This window comes from Pseudomonas batumici, assembly GCF_036585405.1.
GTDB classification, from domain to species: domain Bacteria; phylum Pseudomonadota; class Gammaproteobacteria; order Pseudomonadales; family Pseudomonadaceae; genus Aquipseudomonas; species Aquipseudomonas batumici.
The window spans coordinates 2261654-2277633 of the sequence record NZ_CP144470.1 but is presented as its reverse complement, the minus strand read 5'-3'; the positions used below and the strand labels follow the sequence as shown (position 1 = coordinate 2277633).

At 62.1% G+C, this 15980-nt stretch carries 18 protein-coding genes and 1 tRNA gene; 17 read left to right on the top strand and 2 right to left on the bottom strand.

Translation table 11 applies throughout. The features are described from left to right. The first annotated feature begins 1 nt into the window (after position 1). The 12 genes from NUH87_RS10185 to NUH87_RS10130 all read left to right on the top strand — a co-directional run bounded on the left by NUH87_RS10185 (position 2) and on the right by NUH87_RS10130 (position 10301). The gene (locus NUH87_RS10185) at positions 2-802 is read left to right on the top strand and encodes an MBL fold metallo-hydrolase (RefSeq protein ID WP_338525846.1); all 801 of its coding nucleotides are present in this window, start codon (positions 2-4) and stop codon (positions 800-802) included. Further along, positions 789-1499 carry a phosphoribosylaminoimidazolesuccinocarboxamide synthase gene (purC, locus tag NUH87_RS10180; protein WP_040070449.1) on the top strand — a complete coding sequence of 237 codons (711 nt, stop codon included), beginning with the start codon at positions 789-791 and terminating at the stop codon, positions 1497-1499. The genes NUH87_RS10185 and purC overlap by 14 nt, the downstream gene beginning before the upstream one ends. 85 nt (positions 1500-1584) lie before the next feature. Further along, positions 1585-1674 (top strand) — tRNA-Ser (locus NUH87_RS10175). Positions 1675-1746: 72 nt separating this feature from the next. After that, positions 1747-2586 carry an alpha/beta hydrolase gene (locus NUH87_RS10170; RefSeq protein WP_338525845.1) on the top strand — a complete coding sequence of 280 codons (840 nt, stop codon included), beginning with the start codon at positions 1747-1749 and terminating at the stop codon, positions 2584-2586. Between the two features lie 76 nt (positions 2587-2662). Beyond that, complete coding sequence (locus NUH87_RS10165; protein ID WP_338525844.1) at positions 2663-2899, top strand: hypothetical protein; 237 nt, start codon at positions 2663-2665, stop codon at positions 2897-2899. 22 nt (positions 2900-2921) lie between these two features. After that, complete coding sequence (locus NUH87_RS10160; RefSeq protein WP_040070446.1) at positions 2922-4025, top strand: radical SAM protein; 1104 nt, start codon at positions 2922-2924, stop codon at positions 4023-4025. 21 nt (positions 4026-4046) lie between these two features. Further along, positions 4047-4538 (top strand): hypothetical protein, encoded by a 492-nt coding sequence (locus tag NUH87_RS10155; protein ID WP_338525843.1) that lies wholly within the window; start codon positions 4047-4049, stop codon positions 4536-4538. A gap of 39 nt (positions 4539-4577) precedes the next feature. Next, positions 4578-5396, top strand: a complete 819-nt coding sequence (locus NUH87_RS10150; protein WP_338525842.1) for a sulfotransferase — start codon at positions 4578-4580, stop codon at positions 5394-5396. Positions 5397-5439: 43 nt separating this feature from the next. Beyond that, positions 5440-6258: an ESPR domain-containing protein gene (locus NUH87_RS10145; protein ID WP_338525841.1), complete on the top strand. Its 819-nt coding sequence runs from the start codon at positions 5440-5442 to the stop codon at positions 6256-6258. Next, on the top strand, positions 6255-8774 hold the full coding sequence (locus NUH87_RS10140) for an autotransporter outer membrane beta-barrel domain-containing protein (RefSeq protein ID WP_338525840.1): 2520 nt from the start codon (positions 6255-6257) through the stop codon (positions 8772-8774). Before NUH87_RS10145 ends, NUH87_RS10140 begins: the two co-directional genes overlap by 4 nt. 128 nt (positions 8775-8902) lie before the next feature. Next, positions 8903-9823 carry a LysR family transcriptional regulator gene (locus NUH87_RS10135; protein WP_338525839.1) on the top strand — a complete coding sequence of 307 codons (921 nt, stop codon included), beginning with the start codon at positions 8903-8905 and terminating at the stop codon, positions 9821-9823. A gap of 118 nt (positions 9824-9941) precedes the next feature. Beyond that, positions 9942-10301, top strand: a complete 360-nt coding sequence (locus NUH87_RS10130) for a 5-carboxymethyl-2-hydroxymuconate Delta-isomerase (protein ID WP_338525838.1) — start codon at positions 9942-9944, stop codon at positions 10299-10301. A 48-nt stretch (positions 10302-10349) separates the two neighbouring features. On the opposite strand, the gene cynS is transcribed toward NUH87_RS10130, so the two are convergent. Together cynS and NUH87_RS10120 are read right to left on the bottom strand one after the other, a co-directional pair. Next, on the bottom strand, positions 10350-10820 hold the full coding sequence (gene cynS, locus NUH87_RS10125; protein WP_338525837.1) for a cyanase: 471 nt from the start codon (positions 10818-10820) through the stop codon (positions 10350-10352). 34 nt (positions 10821-10854) lie between these two features. After that, on the bottom strand, positions 10855-11514 hold the full coding sequence (locus NUH87_RS10120) for a carbonic anhydrase (RefSeq protein ID WP_338525836.1): 660 nt from the start codon (positions 11512-11514) through the stop codon (positions 10855-10857). Positions 11515-11625: 111 nt separating this feature from the next. Here NUH87_RS10120 and cynR point away from each other — a divergent pair, with 111 nt between their 5' ends. From cynR to NUH87_RS10095, 5 genes are all read left to right on the top strand, one after another. Then, positions 11626-12516, top strand: a complete 891-nt coding sequence (gene cynR, locus NUH87_RS10115) for a transcriptional regulator CynR (protein WP_338525835.1) — start codon at positions 11626-11628, stop codon at positions 12514-12516. 149 nt (positions 12517-12665) lie between these two features. Then, positions 12666-13343: a class I SAM-dependent methyltransferase gene (locus tag NUH87_RS10110; RefSeq protein ID WP_338525834.1), complete on the top strand. Its 678-nt coding sequence runs from the start codon at positions 12666-12668 to the stop codon at positions 13341-13343. Positions 13344-13484: 141 nt separating this feature from the next. Then, entirely contained in the window at positions 13485-14618 is a 1134-nt protein-coding gene (gene rnd, locus NUH87_RS10105; RefSeq protein WP_338525833.1) for a ribonuclease D, read from the top strand. Next, positions 14615-14908, top strand: coding sequence for a YcgL domain-containing protein (locus NUH87_RS10100; RefSeq protein ID WP_040070433.1), 294 nt, complete (start codon positions 14615-14617; stop codon positions 14906-14908). Before rnd ends, NUH87_RS10100 begins: the two co-directional genes overlap by 4 nt. Before the next feature lie 125 nt (positions 14909-15033). Then, positions 15034-15966: a D-2-hydroxyacid dehydrogenase gene (locus tag NUH87_RS10095; RefSeq protein WP_338525832.1), complete on the top strand. Its 933-nt coding sequence runs from the start codon at positions 15034-15036 to the stop codon at positions 15964-15966. Positions 15967-15980: the final 14 nt, after the last annotated feature.

Below are 15980 nucleotides of genomic sequence, written 5' to 3'. Positions count from 1 at the left end.
GGTGCGGTTTGCCGTTCTCGGCAGTGGTAGCCAAGGGAACGGCACGCTGGTCGCCAGTGAAGACACGCTGGTCCTGGTCGATTGTGGTTTCTCGCTACGGGAAACCGAGCGACGCCTGGCGCGCCTTGGGGTGAGCCCGGCGCAGTTGAGCGCGATTCTGGTGACCCACGAACATGCCGACCACGTGCATGGCGTGGGTTTGCTGTCTCGGCGTTACAATCTACCGGTGTACCTGAGTCGTGGCACCTTGCGCGGCCTGCGCAAGCCCATCGAGCCCGCAGGCTTCGTGGCGGGCGGCGAGACCTTGCAGGTCGGGGCCTTGAGTATCGAGGTGGTGTCGGTGGCCCACGATGCCCTTGAGCCGACGCAGTACGTGTTCAGTGACGGTCGGCGGCGTTTCGGCCTGCTGACCGACCTGGGTTCCTATTGTGGCAGGGTCATGGACAGCTACAGTGGTCTCGATGCCTTGATGATCGAGGCCAATCATTGCCGCGACCTGCTTGCCCGTGGACATTACCCGGCCTTTCTCAAGCAGCGGGTGGGCGGGGAAGAGGGACATTTGAACAACCACCAGGCCGCGAGCCTGGTGGCCGAGTTGGGCTGGCAAGACCTGCAACACCTGGTATTGGCCCACCTCAGTAGCAAGAACAACCTGCCGCGGCTGGCCCGGCAATGTTTTGTCGACACCCTCGGGTGCGACCCGGACTGGCTGCAACTGGCCGATCAAGATTCAGGGCTCGACTGGCGACATATCGCCTGGCCCAACAACTTAACAAGCGGAGCCCATCATGGAAAAACGTGAAGAACTCTACCGCGGCAAAGCCAAGTCGGTGTACAAGACCGACGACGCCGACCGCTTGATCCTGCTGTTTCGCAACGACACCTCGGCGTTCGACGGCAAGCGTATCGAGCAGCTGGACCGCAAGGGCATGGTGAACAACAAGTTCAACGCCTTCATCATGCAGAAGCTCGAAGCGGCCGGTATCCCGACCCAGTTCGACAAGCTGCTGGGCGACAACGAATGCCTGGTGAAGAAGCTCGACATGATCCCGGTGGAGTGCGTGGTGCGCAACTACGCGGCCGGCAGCCTGGTCAAGCGCCTGGGCGTGGAAGAGGGCTTGAAGCTCAATCCCTACACCTTCGAACTGTTCCTCAAGGACGACGCCAAGGGTGACCCGTTCATCAACGAATCCCACGTCGTGGCCTTCGGTTGGGGCACTGCCGAGCAACTGGCGCGGATGAAAGAGCTGTCGCTCAAGGTCAATGAAGTGCTGAGCCAGCTGTTCGACGAAGCCGGCCTGCTGCTGGTGGACTTCAAGCTGGAATTCGGTGTATTCCACGGCCAGATCGTGCTGGGCGACGAGTTCAGCCCGGACGGTTGCCGCCTGTGGGACAAGGAAACGCGCAAGAAGATGGACAAGGACCGCTTCCGCCAGGGCCTCGGTGATGTCATCGAAGCCTACGAAGAAGTCGCCAACCGTCTGGGCGTACCGCTGTAATCGACGCAAGCATCTGATAGCACGGAAATTTTTTTGCTTTGGGGGGTTCGCTTCCGGCAAAGGTGCTGTTATGATGCGCGCCGTTGGAGAGATGCCAGAGTGGCCGAATGGGACGGATTCGAAATCCGTTGTACCTTCACCGGTACCTAGGGTTCGAATCCCTATCTCTCCGCCATACATGGAAAAAGCCCCCGTAGCTGAAAAGTTACGGGGCTTTTTCGTGGTTGTCACTTTATGCCGGGGTCAAATGAATCATTCACGAACCGCGCTGATGGTTCTGGCGCTGATACTCGGCGGTTGCGCCGATCCGGGTCGTCACGCCGACGCGAGTCGGCACGCCGATGAGTTGGCGCAACCGGCGCACTTGAAACGCGAACTGATTAAAACCGATGGCTTCATATTGACCGGCTTTTATCGGATCACACGACCGGACTTGCCATTGACCCTGTACATCGAGGGCGACGGCAAGGCCTGGGCAACACGCAGTCAGCCATCCGCCGACCCGACGCCGCACAAGGCATTGGGCCTGGCATTGGCCGCGAGCGACCCGGCGGCCAACGTGGCCTACCTGGCTCGCCCCTGCCAATTCACGCCCGCACCTGATAACCCCCGCTGCGATGTGACCTACTGGACCGACAAGCGCTTTGCCGAAGAGGTCGTGGTCGCCATGAATCAGGCGGTGACCCACTACGTCGCCGTGGGACAGCAGGTGAATCTGGTGGGCTACTCCGGGGGCGGCGCCCTGGCTGTGTTGATTGCCGCCCGGCGCCATGACGTGGCCTCGATACGCACCGTGGCCGGTAACCTCGATCATGCCGAAGTCAATCGGCTACATCGCGTGACGCCCATGCCCGCGTCACTGAATGCCATCGACGTCGCCCGGCAAGTGGCGTCCATCCCGCAAATCCATTTCAGTGGCGCCGACGACAGTGTGGTGCCACCGAGTATTGCCCAACGCTTCGTGGAGGCGTCAGGTGCTCGCTGTGCCACCCTTTACGTGGTGCCGGGCATGACTCACGAAAGCGAATGGGCCCAGCGCTGGCCCGAGTTGCTCGCCAAGACGCCTGTTTGTGCCAGGACACCTTAGCCGGGCCTGTTTTTGCCCGGCCGGGCATTCCTGCTCCCGGCCGTATCCCTCGGCACCGTGACTTAACGAACGGGCTTTGAGTGGTCGTCAAATTATTGGCTTGTTTTTTCGTGAGAAAAATGTCGGTTTGCTGGCTTTTTTGAGCGTCTTTAGCCGCTTGGCGGAAAAGATGAAGAAAAGTCTTGAAACATTTATGTGGGGAATTGGTATTGCGATATTAAAAAGGTATCATTTTGACATTATTTTGACTCAAGCCAGCTCACGCACAGCAGGGTGCCGCCGGGCAGGGTTCCAGAGTCGCGCCAACCCGTAAATTTCTACCGGAGCCATCGTGAATGGGCGTCCTTGACGTTGTTCGTGGGCCGCAATCGGCTGCCCGATCGCTGAGTGACGCCGAGTTCTGGAAGCTGCTACGCCAGGAGCTGTTGCCGCTTCGTCCCAGTCAGTATGACATCACCTCGGTCTGCAACCTGACTTGCGAAGGGTGCCTGTTCTTCTCGGGTGACGATTACCTCGGACACAAGGACGTGCAAGACCTTCAGAGCATCGAGGCCTTCTTTGCGGGGGAAGGCGCCCGGGGGGTGCGCTACGGTTACTTCGGTGGGGCCGAGCCGTCGCTGGCGGAGAACAAGTTGGTCATCGCCAATCGGCACATACCCTACGGTGTGGTGTTCACCAATGGCATCAAGCGGTTGAGTGCCGAAATCGACTATCGCGTGCATGTGTCGCTTTGGGGCAATCCCGAGCGTAGCCGAGAACTGCGCGGGGCCGACATCATGACCAAGCAGATCAGGAACTACCGCAACGACGCCAGGGCGGTCTTCGTGTTCACCCTGACGGCGCGCAACCTGGACGATATTCCGTATATCGCCCAGGTCTGCGCGGATAACGGCCTGGCGCTGACCTTCAATCACTACAGCCCCACCAGCAAGTACCTGGACTTTATTGGCAGCGGTGCCGGTGCCGACCCCTACCACATCACCAGCACGGCGGCTGACAACCTGATCCTGACTGCCGACGATCTGCGGCGTGCGAGAGACAGCATTGCGCGGGTGCTGCAGCAACCGGGGCAGCGGATCCTTTATGACGATGACTTCAACGAACTGATTCACGACCCGGCGGGCTTGTATCCCGATGCGCAAGGTCCGGGGGCGGTGACCCGTGACTGTGGCGTGTTGCTGACCCCCTCCCTGCGGCACTACAACACCGACTTGAGCCAGAGCACCGGCAAATGCTGTACGCCGAACATCGATTGCGGCAGTTGCCGGCTCTACGCCCAGTCCTTTGCCAGCGTACTGGCGCGGGCTACCCGGGAGTTGCGCCAGGAAGGCGGTCAGCAACGGCTGATCAAGCTGTGGCGCCTGTGGTGCGAACTGTTCCTCAACGACGATCGCCTGCGCATGCCCTTCCCGGGCAATGGCAGCCAAGCCCATCCCTGACCTTTAAAGCGAGAAGTTGCCGTGTCGGCCATTGGCTCATTGAAAAAACATCGGATTGTCTGGGTGTGGGGGCAGATCACCCCGCAACTGCGCAGCGAACTCATTGCCTTCTGGGGCGAAACCGGAGCGCTGACGGATCCCTGCGAGGCTTGGCGCAGAACCTTCGAGGTGGCCAGTGTGGTCCGCAACGCCGATGGCCGGATCGTCGGGGTCAGCTCAGTGTATTGCGCCTACAGCCCGGGCGCGGGGGCGCTCTATTGGTTTTATCGCACCTTTATCCGCGAGGACAGCCGTGATGTCGGCCTGGCCCCCCGGTTATTTGCCCATACCTATGAGCAGTTGGCACTGGCCTATGCCGGTGAAGCCCAGGCGCCGGTGGGGATGATGATCATTGTCGAAAATCCGAAACTGGAGACCGCCGCGGGTATCCGGGTGATCCAGCGCGCCGGTTTCCAGCACCTGGGGATCGATGAGCACGGCCAGAGTGTCTGGCATCGGCTGTTCCTGTCATGAGCCAGGGCGATATCAACCCCTTCACCAGGAGCCCGATCGATGACTGAACGCGTCCTGCATTTCATTTCCGGCTTACCCCGTTCCGGCTCGACCTTGTTGTCGGCCCTGTTGCGCCAGAATCCGCGTTTTCATGCGCATATGAGCAGCCCCGTCGCGGGTCTGGTCGATGATCTGCTTAATGGCATGGGCGGCAAGAACGAGTATTCGCTGTTTATTTCGGATCGACAGCGCGAGCGCATCCTACGCGGGCTGTTCGAGCAGTTTTACGGCGACGAGTTTTGCGCGCCGGTGATCTTCGATAGCAACCGTTCCTGGTGCTCACGCATGGCGCTGCTGCGCAACCTGTTCCCCGCGAGCAAGGTGATCGCTTGCGTGCGCGACGTCCCCTGGATCATCGACAGCATCGAACGGCTGATCCAGAGCAATACGCTTTCACCCTCGGCGATCTTCCATTTTCAGACTGGAGGCACTGTTTATAGCCGCGCCGATGCCCTGGCGAATGCCGAAGGCATGTTGGGTTATCCGTACAACGCCCTCAAGCAGGCTTTTTATGGCGAACACGCGAGCCGCTTGCTGCTGGTGCGCTACGAGAGTCTGGTGAGCAATCCGCAAGCCGTGCTGGACGGTCTCTATGACTTTATCGATGAGCCCGCCTTCAGTCACGACTTGCACAACGTCCAGTTCGACGCCCGCGAGTTCGATAAACGCGCCGGCACGCCTGGTCTGCACGATGTGAGGCCGCGCGTGCAAGCGGTTCCTCGGCCGACGCTGCTGCCGCCCGATCTATTTGCCCGTTTTATCAACGACGCTTTCTGGCAACACCCTCAACACAACACTCAAGGGGTCAGGATTCTTTGAACGACCTCATAAAAATAGAAGATGAGCCATTGGAGCTTGGTAGATGAATAAGGGGATCTATAGGTTGGTCTGGAATAGCGGTCTGGGGGCGCTGCAAGTCGTTTCCGAGACCGCCAAGTCAAGAACCTGCGGCGGCAAGGGTGCCCGCATGTCGGGCGTTCGGGCCAAGGCGGCCGCCTGGCCGCTGGCATTGTTGTCGCTGGGCATGGCTTCTTCAGTCTGGGCAGTACCCAGTTATAACGTCTCCTCCGGTGCCGATTCCGGTACGGGTTCACTGCGCGAACAGTTGGCCATTACCGGATTCCTCCGCGTAAACCCTAACGTCAGTACCATTACACTCAGCTCGGATGTTCCGGCCTTCAATAGTGGAACCACGCTGGACGTAACGGCACCGTTGACCATTACCGGTGCCGGCCTGGCGGGTAACGGCAGTTTCCTGATTTTGAACGGTACGAGCACCGGCACTGTTACCACCGCCATTTCGGGTCAGTTTACCGGCAGTCCATCGACCGCCGGAACGGGGTTAAGCGGTTTTGTGGGCGCCGCTGGCACGAACGTCAGTTTGGGCCTCGGTGGTGCCGGCGGCACGGGTTCGAATGGCAAGTACCTTTCCGGCTCACCCGCGGGTTCGAGCGCCGTCAACGGGAATTTTTTTGCCATTACCAACAACGCCACGCTCACGGGGGGAGCCGGCGTTGCTGCGCTCTCGGCGGGGGCCGGCGGCATGGGGGGAGTGGGGGTAGCGTTGGCTCCAACTCCTTTGGGAACCGTGGAGGACTCGGTGGCAACGGTGGCGCCGGTGCCAGCGGTGGAGTCGCTGCCGCTGGCGGTGCCGGTGTTTCGGGCAGTTACTTTTCCGTGACCAACAACGCCAGTATCTTCGGCGGTAATGGTGCCGCCGGCGTCACCGGTGGCGCCGGTGGCCAGGGTGGCGCTGGCAGCAGTTCCGGTAAATATGGCGGCAATGGCGGCAACGGCGGCAACGGTGGGAACGGCGGCACGGGCGGTGCCGGCGGTGCCGGTATCACCGGTTCCAACATCCAGGTCGTCAACACCGGGACTATTCAGGGTGGTAACGGTGGTCTTGCGGGGATTGCCGGCGTGGGTGGCGTGGGCGGTGCGGGAGGTGTGGGAGGTGCTCACAACGGCCTGGCAGGCTCCGCAGGCACCAACGGTACTGGCGGCAGTGCGGGGGCGGGCAGCGCGGGCATCGTCGCGACGGGGAACTCCACGATCTACAACGCCGGGACCATTTCCGGCGGATTGGCCAATGGCGGTGCAGGTGCCCGGGCCGATGCGATTGAACTCAGTGGCGGCAGCAACAAGCTGACACTCGCCGCGGGTTCGGTGATCAACGGCAATGTCGTCAGCACGAGCGGTGGTAGCGATGTATTGGCCCTTGGGGGCAATAGCAACACCGGCGCCACGACCTTCGACCTCGGTTCGGCCGGTGCTCAAGGAAGCGCTGTGCAATACCAGGGGTTCGGTAGCTTCGAGAAGGAGGGCAGCAACACCTGGACGCTGACAGGCACCGACGCCTATGGCAAGAACTGGAATGTCAATGCCGGCACCTTGGCCTTGGATAATGGCGCAAGCCTGCTGGGTTCCGTGTCGGTTGCCAGCGGCGCCACGCTCAATACCGGTAGCGCTTCCATCGCCAGTGGCGTGAACAACGCCGGTACGCTGGTGGTGGGCAGCACGGCCAGCCCTTATGCGACGCTGAGCGTCGGTAGCGCCTTCAGCCAAAGCAGCAGCGGCACATTGCGGGTAAGTGCCTTGAGTTCGTCGCAGTACGGCAAACTCAGCGTTGCCGGCAACGTCCATCTGGACGGTACCCTGGACGTTGATGTCAAAAGTGCCAATACCCTGGCTGCGGGCAATCGGTTGGCCAACGTGATCAGCGCGACCGGCACGGTCACCGGGCAATTCAATCATGTCACCGATAACAGCCTGTTGTTCGACTTCACGCCGACCTACAACAGCAACAGCGTCGACTTGAAGCTGATTGCCGCCGCTTCCAATAACGGCGGCAGTAACCCCGCTTCCAATAGTGGCGGCAGCACCCCTGCTTCCAATAGCGGCGGCAGCACCCCTGCTTCCAATAGCGGCGGCAGCACCCCCGCTTCCAATAGTGGCGGCAGCACCCCCGCTTCCAATAGCGGCGGCAGCACCCCCGCTTCCAATAGTGGCGGCAGCACCCCTGCTTCCAATAGCGGTGGCAGCACCCCCGTTTCCAATAGCGCTGGTAGCAACCCCGCCCCCAACACCTTCCAAGGCAGTGTCCAGGCCCTGGGCAACACGGCGGGCCAAGGTGCGGCCGTAGCGCTGGACCAGATCATTGGCAGCAATCCAAATGGTCAGTTGGCCAGCCATTTTGTAGCGCTCAGTACCCAGGGCGAAGTGTCCCAGGCGGTCACTGCAACCTTGCCACTGATGACCGGAGGCTCCACGGCGGCGGCGAAGACCGCACTGAGCAGCATCAACGGCGTGATACAGGCGCGCAGTGAGTCGGTCCGTAGCGGGCTGTCTTCCGGCGAGAGCACCCTGACTGACCAGCACCTCTGGATCAAGCCGTTCGGTTCCTGGGCTGATCAGGACCGCAGCGATGGCGTCGCCGGGTTCAGTTCCAGTGTGGGGGGGATGGTGTTCGGTCTCGACGCCAGCCTCAATGATCGCTGGGTACTGGGTACCGCTTTCATCTACGCCAAAGCGGACACTCATAACAATGGCGACACTGCCCGGCAGCAACTCACCACCGACGTCTACCAACTGGTGGGCTATGGCACTTACCATCTGGACGACACGACCGACCTGAACTTCCAGTTCGATGGTGGGCAGAACCACAACGACGGCAAGCGCGACCTCGACTTTGCGGGGCTACAAGCCAAGTCCAACTACGACTCCTGGACCGCTCACGCCGGCGTCAGCCTGGATCGGACCTTCAGCCTGACACCCGCCACTCGCTTCACCCCCTCGGTGCGGGCGGACTACACGTGGATCAAGGACGAGGCCTACAACGAGAAAGGTGCCGATGCGCTGGATTTGCAGGTCAAGAGTCGTAGCACCGATCAATTTATTCTCGGTGTGGATGGCAAACTGGCCCACGACTTCACGCAACAGCTGACCTTGAGCGGCAAATTGGGGGGCGGCTATGACTTCCTGGCGAGTCGCGACTCGCTGACCAGCAGCTTTGCCGGTGCGCCCGGAACGGTCTTTACCACCTATGCCGGCAGCCCACAGCGTTGGCTGGCTCGCGGCGGCACCGAGTTGAACTACAAGGTCAACGGCCAACTGCAACTGGCCGTGCGGTATGACGTGGAGGAGCGTAATCACTACCTCAACCAGACCGCGTCGGCCGAAGCACGCTGGGCGTTCTAAAAGACAGTGTCGGCAACCCTGTACGTCATGGGAGTGCAAGACTTCCATGGCGTACGTCCCCTTGTCGCCTAGACATGTCCCTTCTTGCCTTCCTACACTGAGGCGCAATCGAAGAGCAGGGACCACAGATGAATCGCAACGAACTGCGTAAAGCCGACATCAACCTGATGGTGGTGTTCGAGGCACTGATGCTCGAACGCAATGTGACGCGGGTGGCGGAGAAGCTGTTTCTCGGCCAGCCGACCATCAGTTCGGCGCTCAATCGCCTGCGGGCGATGTTCAACGATCCGCTGTTTATCCGTGTCGGACACCGCATGGAGCCCACCGCGCGGGCCGAAGAGATCATCCAGCACCTGTCGCCCGCGCTGGATTCGCTGTCCAATGCCTTGAGCCTGACCCACGACTTCGACCCGGCCAGCAGCACCATGACCTTTCGCATCGGCCTGTCGGACGATGTCGAGTTCGGCCTGTTGCCCACCTTGCTGCGGGCATTGCGCCAGGAAGCGCCGCATGTGGTGATCGTGGTCCAGCACGTCGACTACTGGCGTATTCCCGACCTGTTGGCCTCCGGCGAGATCACCGTAGGCATCAGCCAGACCCGTGGCCTGCCGGCCAATGCCAAGCGCAAGCTGTTGCGCCATATCCAGCCGAGGATTCTGCGGGCCGACGCCTCGACGACGCCCTTGAGCCTGGATGAATACTGCGCGCGGCCGCATGTCCTGGTGTCCCACACCGCCAATATCAGCAGCCTGGCCGACGAGTGGCTGGCGGAAATCGGCCGCAAGCGCCATGTGGTGCTCTCGGTGCCGCAATACAGCGCCTTGCCGGCGTTGCTGGCGGGCACGGATCTGATCGCCAGCCTGCCGGATTACACGGCTGCGGCCATGGCGGCGTCAGGGCTGCTGTTTGACGAACCGCTGCCGTTCAAGGTACCGAACCTGGACCTGTCGATGGTCTGGCTGGGTATTGTCGATACCGACCCGGCCGAGCGCTGGCTGCGCTCGCGGCTTGAGCACTTCATGAGCGATCGGCAACCCCTGGCACCTTGATACCTCTCAGGGACGCGGTTGCGTCAATGCACTATCGTTCACGTTCTTTCACGATTTTTCCCGAAGGCTGCGTGCTATATCTGTGCGCCTTCCTATCCCGCTGTTTCGGAGCCTGCCAATGCCTCACGTTTTCCTGGAATACACCGCCAACCTGACTGACTTCGACGCCGACAAGGCGCTGTTGCGTATCAACCATGCGTTGGTGGCATCGGATCAGTTCGGGGCCGAGTTCGATATCAAGAGCCGGGCCACCAAACTGGAGGCGTTTCGCGTGGGCACGGGGGCGGGCGAGCGTGGCTTCGTGCATGTGAAGCTGGCGCTGTTGAGTGGGCGCTCGGCGCAGATCAAGACGCAACTGTCCGAGAGCCTGCTGGCGGGGCTGAAGGATCTCGGTGACTGGCCGGCGGGTGTCGAAGTCCAGCTGTCGGTGGAGGTGGTGGACCTGGATCGCGAGTCCTACGCCAAGGTTGCGTTCTGATCGGACGACACAGCCAGGGCCACATTCAGCCCTGGCTGTGTCGTTTCATCAGAACGGTTTGGTTGGCAGGTACTTGCCGTCCAGGGTGATGACGGCGCGCGAGCCGCCCTCCGGGTCCTCGACCTTCTTGATGTCCAGCTTGAAGTTGATGGCGCTGATGATGCCGTCGCCGAACTGTTCGTGGACCAGGGCCTTCAAGGTGGTGCCGTAGACCTGGATCATTTCGTAGAAGCGATAGATAGTCGGGTCGGTCGGGATACCGGCTGGAATGCTGCCGCGCAACGGCACGCTTTGCAGCAGGCGACTGGCGTCCTGGTCCAGGCCAAGCTTTTCACACACGACGTTGGCGGCGCTGGCCGGCAGCGGATGCTGGCCGAGCAGGGCAGCGGTGACGAAGGCCAGGCTCAGGCCGGTGCCGTCGGTCAGGTCCTGCCAGGACAGGTTCAGGCGCTGCTTGGCGTCGATGATGGTGTCCGCCAGGGCCAGGCGTGGAGCTTGTGCGAATTGGGACTGCAACATGGTGATTTCCTCGTTTTCGTAGGTAGGATTCAGGTCAGGCGACCTGTGGCGATTGCGTCGACAGCGCGCAGGCTTGCGGCTGTTCGGCGAGCGGGACAAAACGACCGGTGCTGCCGTCGAGGGCGGCGATGGAACCGCTCTCGATGTCGTACACCCAGCCATGCAGGTTCAGCCGACCTTGTTCCAGCGCCAGGGCGACCGATGGGTGAGTCTTGAGGTTAGCCAACTGGGCGATCACGTTTTCCCGGACCAGCGCGTCCAGTCGTGCCTCGGCCGAGGCGTGGCTGCGGGCGGCGTTGATGACCTTGGCCGACTCGGCGTGGCGCAGCCAATTGGCCACCGCCGGGAGGTGGTCGAGACACTTGCAGGTGGAAATGGCGGTCATCGCCCCGCAGTCGGAGTGGCCGCAGATCACGATATCGCGCACCCCCAGTACCGCCACCGCATACTCCACCGTGGCCGAGACACCGCCCGGTTCCGGGCCGTAGGAGGGCACGATGTTGCCGGCATTGCGAATCACGAACAGATCGCCGGGCTCTTGCTGGGTCAGCAGTTCCGGTACCACCCGGCTGTCCGAGCAGGTGACGAACAGGGTGGCGGGGCTCTGGGTGGTCGCCAGTTGCTTGAACAGGGCGCTACGGGTCGGGAAGGCTTCGCGCTGGAACTTCAGGAATCCGTCGATGATGGCTTGCATGGGGCTTCTCCTCGCGTGTGGCTGATGGGGCAAGGATGGAAGTTTCCAGGCATAGCGTCCAAGACCGGCTTATTATGAAAGCCATAAGTCCTGCCTATAGTTGGGTGTCCGATGCTGCTGCGTCATATTCGTTATCTGCTGGCGGTGGCCGAGCAGCGCAATTTCACCCGGGCCGCGGAGGCCTTGCATGTCTCCCAGCCGACGTTGTCGCAGCAGATCAGGCAACTGGAAGACAGCCTGGGGGCGGCGCTGTTCGACCGTTCCGGGCGCAGCATCCGCCTGACCGATGCCGGCGAGGCCTACGTGCGTTTTGCCAGGCTGGCCCTGCAGGACCTGGAGGCGGGCAAGCGGGCAATGCACGATGTGCAGGACCTCAGTCGCGGCAGCCTGCGCCTGGCCATGACGCCGACCTTCACGGCCTACCTCATCGCGCCGTTGCTGCATCGCTTCAACAGTCTTTATCCGGGTATCACCCTGGGGGTCGAGGAAATGACCCAGGATCGCCTCGAGGCCGCACTGGCCGAGGATCGGCTGGACATCGGCATTGGTTTTACCGGGATGCATCTGGCGGATATCGAGGGTGAAGCGCTGTTCAGCGAAACCTTGAGTCTCATGGTCGGCGCGGCTCACCCGCAGGCCGGTGGCAAGACCCTCGGTGCCCGCGATCTGGAGCAGCAGGCGCTGGTCCTGCTCAACCGGGATTTCGCCACGCGCCAACACATCGACCTCTACTGCCGCCAGCACGGCATCGCGCCGCGCATCGCCATCGAGGCCAATTCCATCAGTGCGATTGTCGAATTGGTCCGTCGTGGTCAGTTGGCGACCATCCTGCCCGCGGCCATTGCCGTCGAGCAGCCGGGGCTGGCCGCGCTGGAACTGACACCGGCGTTGCCACGGCGCACGGTGGCCCTGCTCAGTCGCCGGGGCGCCTGGCGCAGCGCCGCCTGCCAGGCGTTCGCGGCGCTGGCTAGGCAGCCGCTCGGTAACGTATTGAACAAGTAGCGCGGGAAATTTTCACGAAAAATTGATGTGTGCCTGACTAAGGTTCAAGGCGTTGCCGGGTGGTGGGTCATGGCCCCCGGCAGCCCTTCAAACCGACCCTGTGTGTGCGCTCAGACCGACACAGATTCACCCCCGAGAGTTCGCGAGTCATGCCTGCGCAGCCGCCTTCCCCCATTGAGCTTGAATTTGCCCGCCAGCATGAGCGTGAGCATGCCCGCTCGTGCCTGGAGAAGGGGCCCGGCAGCCTGGCCCGGCGCTTGGGGTTGGCCCGCGAAAAGCAGTGGGTGCGCCAGGCGTTGAAGCTGGCCGGCGAGCCCGGCCTGATCCTGGACCTGCCCTGCGGTGCCGGGCGCTTCTGGCCGGTGCTGGCCGAACGGGCCAATCGGGTGATCCTGGCGGCCGACCCCTCTCAAGAGATGCTTGACCACTGCGCGGTCCATCACTCCCTCGAGGTGCTCAAGCGGGTCAGGACGTTTCAGAGCTCGGTGTTCGCCATCGGCTTGCCGGAGAATGCGGTGGACTGCATTTTCTGTATGCAGTTGTTCCAGCAGGTCAGCGACAGTCAGCAACGGATGGCGATGTTGCGTGAATTCCACCGGGTCAGCCGCGACACCGTGATCCTCTCGTTGTGGATGGGCGGCAAGGTCATGGACTGGCATCGGCGGCGCCAGGCCCGGGCTGGCGGCCAGCAGGCGCAGCGTGTCCTGTTCGGCAAGGCACTGGTCGAAGGGGAGTTTCGCCAGGCCGGTTTCGAGATCGTCGGTCATCGGGATTTCTTTCCCGGCTATGCCCTGCGGCGTCTCTATGTGTTGCGCAAGAACCACTGATCCCGGCGTGAGCACGCCAAGTCGTTGAGTAGGGCTATTCTTGTTGATCAGTCAGTGCTTTCGCTGATGCACTTGCAGAGTGAGTGCTCGCAAACCCCGGTGGCGAGATATACTGCGTGCCATTCTTCAAGGGAGAGCCGTGTGGCCATCGATATTCACTGGATTCGCGACAACGATAGCCTCGTTCGGCATTGTGCCCAATGGCAACAGTTACCCTTCGTTGCCCTCGACACCGAGTTCATGCGGGTCGACACCTTTTATCCGATTGCCGGACTGATCCAGATCGGTGACGGCGAGCGCGCCTATCTGATCGACCCGCTGACCATCGACCAGTGGCAGCCCCTGGCGGCGTTGCTGGAAGACCCGGCCGTGGTCAAGGTCGTGCATGCCTGCAGTGAAGACCTCGAAGTCCTGTTGCGCCTGACCGGCAGCCTGCCGGTGCCGTTGTTCGACACCCAGCTCGCGGCTGCCTACCTGAACCTCGGGTTCTCCATGGGCTATTCGCGCCTGGTGCAGGAAGTTCTCAGCATCGAGCTGCCCAAGGGCGAGACCCGTTCGGACTGGCTGCAGCGGCCCTTGTCCGAGACGCAGGTCAGTTACGCCGCCGAAGATGCCGTGCATCTGGCCGAGGTCTACACGCGCCTGCGCCCGCAGCTGTCGGACGACAAGTACGCCTGGGTCCTGGACGATGGCGCGGAACTGGTGGCCAACCTGCGTCGAGAGGTCGACCCCTACGAGGTCTATCGTGAGGCGAAGCTGGCCTGGAAGCTGTCCCGTGCGCAATTGGCTGTCCTGCGCGAGCTGTGCGCCTGGCGCGAACGCGAAGCCCGGGCCCGCGATCTGCCGCGTAACCGGATCGTGCGTGAACATTCCTTGTGGCCATTGGCCAAGAGCCAGCCGGACAACCTGGTGGCGCTGGCCCGGATCGAGGACATGCACCCGCGTACCGTGCGTCAGGACGGCGAGTTCCTGCTGGAGCTGATCAAGCGTGCTGGCAGCGTGCCTGCGGACCAATGGCCGCCGGCGGTGCCCGAGCCATTGCCGATCGAAGCCTCGGCGCTGGTCAAGCGCCTGCGTGCCCTTGGCCAGGCTGAAGCCGAACGCCTGGGGGTCGCACCGGAATTGATGCTGCGCAAGAAAACCCTGGAAGCCCTGATCAAGAGCGGTTTCCCCGATGGACCTTACCAATTGCCCGATTCGCTGCGTGGCTGGCGCCGCGAGTTGATGGGCCAGGCGCTGCTCGATTGCCTGGCCACTGCCGGAGAACAGCCTTGAAACGTATCTGCTCCATCTACCGAAGCCCGCGCAAGAATGAAATGTACCTCTACGTGCTCAAGAGCGATGCCCTGGAGCGCGTTCCGGAGAATCTGCTGCTGGCCTTCGGTAAACCGCAACATGCCTTCGACCTGGTCCTGACACCCGAGCGCACGCTGGCGCGCGAAGACATCCACCAGGTGCTGGAGAATCTCGAGAAGCAGGGGTATCACTTGCAGATGCCGCCGGCCGAAGACGAATACATCGAACATTTGCCCGAAGAGCTGTTACGGCGCAATGATCCGATCTGATGGGTAACCCTGGTGCTCTGTCCGGAGCGCTCGATTCAAATGGACTGTATTTCCTGGCAGTGGCCGATGACGATGGAGCGAACTCCGTCGGCGGCTGCCTGCACTGTTTTTGAAAGGTTTGAAGCATGCGCGTTCTGATTGCCGAACACGACCACGTCCTCTACGCCAGCCTGCTGCGCCAGATGGCCCCCGAACTTGAAATCATGACCAGCGGCGATTCGGCCACGTTGTCGAGCATGGCGGCCGACTGTCCGGTCTGGCTGGGGCAGCCGGATCTGCTGGCGACCCTGCTGCGTCAGGGGCACCGCCCCCAATGGCTGCAAGCGACCTGGGCGGGTATCACGCCGCTGCTCGCCGAGGGCTTGCCGCGCGATTACCGCCTGACCCGGGCGGTGGGGATTTTTGGCCAGGTGATGGCCGAGTATGTACTGACCTACATGCTGGGGCATGAGCGCGAGGTCCTGGCCCGGTTGGTCAGCCAGGTCGAGCGCAAGTGGGATAACCGCATGGGCCAGAGCCTGGCGGGGCGCAAGGTGCTGATCGTCGGTGCCGGGGATATCGGCCAGAGCGTGGCGCAGTTCCTGCAACCTTTCGGCATCGAGTTGTACGGCATTGCCAGTACCGCGCGGGAGCAGGCGCCGTTCATCGAAGTGGCGGCGCTCGATGCCCTGGGTGAGTGGGTTGGCAAGGTGGACTACGTGATCAACCTGTTGCCCAACACACCCAATACCCATGACCTGTTCGATGCGGCGCTGTTCAAGCGTTTCAAGCCCACCGGGCTGTTCATCAACGTCGGGCGCGGCGTGGCGGTGGTCGATGCGGATCTGGTGGAAGCCTTGAAGGAAGGGCACCTGGCGGGGGCGGTGATCGACGTCTGCCGGCAGGAGCCGTTGCCGCAGCGTCATCCGTTCTGGACGGCCTGGGGGCTGTTGCTGACCGGCCACAGTGCGGCGCCGACTTCGCCGGGGATGATGGTGCAGCTGTTTGTCGAGAACCTGCGGGCCTATCAGGCCGGGGAAGCGTTGCGCGGGGAAGTGGATTTCGCACGCGGCTACTGAAGCCTGCGCATGAT